This is a genomic window from Paenibacillus sp. OT2-17, assembly GCF_009827695.1.
Lineage (GTDB): Bacteria > Bacillota > Bacilli > Paenibacillales > Paenibacillaceae > Paenibacillus > Paenibacillus polymyxa_B.
Window position 1 is genome coordinate 1 of sequence record NZ_WUDQ01000322.1, and the last position, 4,059, is coordinate 4,059.

General features: G+C 44.0%; 4 protein-coding genes. 3 read left to right on the forward strand and 1 reads right to left on the reverse strand.

The features are described from left to right. The 3 genes from GRP75_RS20385 to GRP75_RS20395 all read left to right on the forward strand — a co-directional run. Positions 1-190: family 1 glycosylhydrolase (locus GRP75_RS20385; RefSeq protein WP_160790204.1), on the forward strand; the 190-nt coding region annotated here is incomplete at its 5' end. A gap of 519 nt (positions 191-709) precedes the next feature. After that, a complete protein-coding gene (locus tag GRP75_RS20390) occupies positions 710-1,435 on the forward strand; it encodes a YjjG family noncanonical pyrimidine nucleotidase (RefSeq protein WP_160790205.1) in 726 nt (241 codons plus the stop codon). Beyond that, on the forward strand, positions 1,432-1,977 hold the full coding sequence (locus GRP75_RS20395; protein ID WP_160790206.1) for a GNAT family N-acetyltransferase: 546 nt from the start codon (positions 1,432-1,434) through the stop codon (positions 1,975-1,977). Before GRP75_RS20390 ends, GRP75_RS20395 begins: the two co-directional genes overlap by 4 nt. Before the next feature lie 121 nt (positions 1,978-2,098). On the opposite strand, the gene GRP75_RS20400 is transcribed toward GRP75_RS20395, so the two are convergent. Next, positions 2,099-4,059: alpha-galactosidase (locus GRP75_RS20400; protein WP_160790207.1), on the reverse strand; the 1,961-nt coding region annotated here is incomplete at its 5' end.

The following is a 4,059-nucleotide window of genomic DNA, read 5'->3' on the forward strand; positions in this document are numbered from 1 at the left end:
TGTAGTTGGCTACACGAGCTGGGGCTGTATCGATATGATTAGAGCCGGAACTAATCAAATGTCAAAACGCTATGGATATATTTATGTAGATCAGGACGATATGGGCAGAGGTACAAAACGTCGCATAAAGAAAAAATCATTTTATTGGTATAAAAATGTTATTGCTACGAATGGAGAACAATTAGACTAAATTTTTAAAAGGAGAATGGTTACCTATAGGCTTGTCTCATCAGGGGCAGCTTGAGGAAGCATTCTCCTCTTTTTATAAATCGATATGTCAGCGGCTTGTCAAAACGCATGCGCTTCTCACTAGCTCAAATCATCAATCAGTTCATGTTCGTCACCAATATCCAACTTTAGCGAAATATTGTTATCATAAGTTCCAACGGTAATCTTTTAATTTCAATTAGGACAGCCAGAAAATCAAAAACATATACAAGATGATAAACAATAAACAAGATTGACGAAATATTAGAAGAAAGATACGATCTCGATTTATCTGATAAAACAAACAATGTAAATAAACTGTTGGGTAATATTACTTCATCCTGGTTGTCGTGACTTGACGGCTTAACTAGGATCTGTATAATAACCGGGAGATCATGTTACATTGATAGTTTAATTCTCGTTTTTTATGCCCTATCAGAAACAATTCTAAGGCTTATGGAACTTAATAATAATTTAGTAAAGCAATGATATGGAGGTCGTTATGAAATACGAAATTATTTTGTTTGATGTTGATGATACGCTGTTTGATTTTAAAAAGGCAGAAAGTCATGCGCTACATAATACGTTTACCCAATTTGGATTGCCACAAGGGGCCACGGAGTATAAAGCCAGTTATGATGAAATCAACAGTGCGTTGTGGCGAGAGGCAGAGGAAGGACACATTACCTCAGCGCAACTGCGTGTGGAACGGTTTAAGCGATTATTTGCTATTCATGATCTAGATTTCAATCCAGACGCCTTTAGTGCTGCATATTTACGTTATTTGGGTGAAGGTGCTTTTTTGATGGACGGAGCGGTTGAATTATGTGATATGCTGTCTGATTGTCGTTTGGCGATCATTACGAATGGAATCAAAGAGGTGCAAACCTCCAGAATTCAGCTTTCGCCGCTGTGTGATGTGTTTGAGCAGATAATTATTTCAGAGGAAGTGGGTTGCCAAAAGCCACAAGCTGGTATTTTCGATTACGCATTTACCAAGTTGGCCATCTCAAATAAAAGTAAGGTTCTTATGGTAGGCGATTCTTTAACCTCTGATATTCAAGGAGGGAACAAATACGGAATTGATACCTGTTGGTTCAACCCTTCCAGAAAAACAAATACGTCTGGAATTCAACCCACTTATGAAATAACAAGTTTGATGGAGCTGCCGAATAGTGTACTTTCAAAGCGTCTCGTACTGAATCGTACATCGGCTGAAATTAGATGAATAATGTCGAAATCAGAAGGCCAGAAATTAAGGACATCGAAAAGATAAATGAATTGTTTAGAATTGTGATTATAGACACGTTTGCTAAAGAAGGCATTGGTCATATGCTGGAAGACATAGATGAGGAAATTGAGACTAAGAGGGTATATTTGGAACGTGACTTTGAGAGTCACGGTGAACAACGATACTTCTTAATCGCTGTAGATGGGAATCATATAATAGGTTCTATTGAATATGGACCAGTAAGTGAACTAATAAGTAAATCTACCAATGCTACATTTAAAAATTTGTGCGAGGTAGGAACTGTATTTGTTCACCCTGACTACCAGAAGATTGGGGTAGGGAATTTATTATTGAAATCAATGTATCTGACACTGAAAAATAGAGGAGTAGAAGAATTTTGTTTAGATAGTGGATATCGTATTGCGCAGAAAATATGGAAAAAGAAATTTGGAACTCCTGATTATTTATTAAAAGATTATTGGGGAGCAGGCTCTGATCATATGATATGGAGAATCAAAGTCAAGGATGCTATTAAATGATCAATTGCTTGGCAATCTCTTGTGTGTCTTTAATCTACAAGGACCAAAGTTATAAAACAAGGCAGGCCGGAAAATCGGCCTGCCTTGTTTAATTTTTTTATCGTCACTGGCTGGTCCATGACTAGCAGGAGACAGCTTTAAGGCGGAAGGTAGAGCTGGCGAAGTCTCCAGTGAGATCGGAGACTACAAGCCCAATTCTCATTAGGCGGTCACCTCCAAAAATTTCGCCATCAAATGCTACGCGGAAGGGGGAAGCGCCATCTCCCACTAAGGTATTACCCGTATGGACTGCAGTGTTGCCCGTCGCTCCGTGTTCGATTATATACTTTTTATTTGGATCAAGTCCTTTTAGAGTTAGTCGCCGGATGGGCCCATTCGGTTCAGCTAGTACACGGAAGTAAGCGACAAAAGCATCTGACTGGTCCTCGCTAACGAACATCCAGGCCGTGTCGCCTCGGCCCTCAAATGGACTAAGGAGTCGATACATATCTCCCTGCTGTACAAGGGAACGAATTTCCTTATACTGGGCGATTTGTTTGGCAGCGAGCTCCTTTTCTTCATTTGTAAAGGCAGTTAGGTCAAGTTCGTAGCCAAAATTCCCGCTCATTGCCACGTCGCCGCGTATAGCGAGAGAGGTGATTCGCCCCACCTGGTGATTCGGTACATTCGATACGTGTGCGCCCATGGTACTGGCCGGATACACGATGCTTGTGCCGTACTGGATAGCCAATCTTTCAATGGCATCAGTATCGTCACTGGTCCATGTCTGCGGCATATAGTAGAGCATTCCGGGATCGAATCGTCCACCGCCTCCGGAACAGCTTTCGAACAAGATGTCCGGGAACTGGGAGGTCAGACGTTCCAACAGATCGTAAAGTCCGAGCATATAACGGTGCGCTGTTTCCTTTTGTCGTTCGCTAGGAGCTGTAGCCGAAGCAATCTCCGTCATGTTACGGTTCATGTCCCACTTGACATAAGATATCGGAGCGATCGAGAATACGGAGCTAAGCGTCTCGTACAAGTAGTCGCATACTTCCTTGCGGGAGAGATCGAGCACCAGTTGGGATCGGCCTTCCGTCCGCCGCCGACCTTCCGCATGCAGGCACCAGTCGGGATGGTTACGATACAATTCACTATCAGGTGATACCATTTCCGGCTCAACCCACAAGCCAAACTGTAATCCTTGTTCATTAACCCGTTTGGCCAGGTCGGCAAGGCCGCCAGGCAGCTTTCGGCGATCTTCAAACCAGTCCCCAAGCGAATTGTCGTCGTTGTCGCGCTTACCAAACCAACCGTCATCTAGAACAAAGAGCTCAATTCCAAGGGGGCCTGCTTCCTTGGCAATTGCTTCGATTTTATCGGCGTCGAAGTCGAAATACGTGGCTTCCCAATTGTTCACGAGAATAGGACGCTCTTTGTCACGGTAAGTCCCCCGGCAAAGACGTGTGCGATAGAGTCGGTGATAGGTGCGTGACATGCCCCCAAGACCTTCTTCGGAAAAGACCAATACGGCTTCAGGAGTCTGGAATGACTGACCTGGCTCAAGCCGCCAGGAGAAGTCAAAGGGATTGATTCCGATACTTACACGAGTCTGATTGAACTGCTCTACTTCCGCCTGTGCGACGAAGTTGCTGCTGTAGATTAGACTGAAACCGTACACATCCCCACGGTCTTCAGTCGCATCAGGACGAAGCAATGCCAGAAATGGATTCATTTGGTGACTGCTGGAGCCCCGTCTGCTCTCGAGTCGAATGGAACCAGGTCCGAGATCGCGTCGTTGGATATGTCTTTCCCGAACCCAGGCTCCAGGTAAGTAGAGAGCTTGGTAGTTGGAATCGGCGAAGTCGACTGAGGCGCTCATGGCGTGTTCAATATTCATGGTAGCGCTTCCCTTTTGTTCAAAAAGAGTAGACCTCGCAATGGCACTGTGATTCGCAAATACAGTATAGAGCAGTGTAGTCTTAAGCCCAGAGTATGGATCTTCAAGGATCAAAAAGAGTGTTGTGGCTTCATCATCCGATTCGGTATAGACGGAAGGAAGTCCCTCGAGCTTTGGTTTACCCGGTTCAATACGGTAACCAC

Coding starts and splice junctions, on each gene's coding strand:
- GRP75_RS20390 (WP_160790205.1), top strand. CDS start 710: ATGAAATACGAAATTATTTTGTTTGATGTTGATGATACGCTGTTTGAT.
- GRP75_RS20395 (WP_160790206.1), top strand. CDS start 1,432: ATGAATAATGTCGAAATCAGAAGGCCAGAAATTAAGGACATCGAAAAG.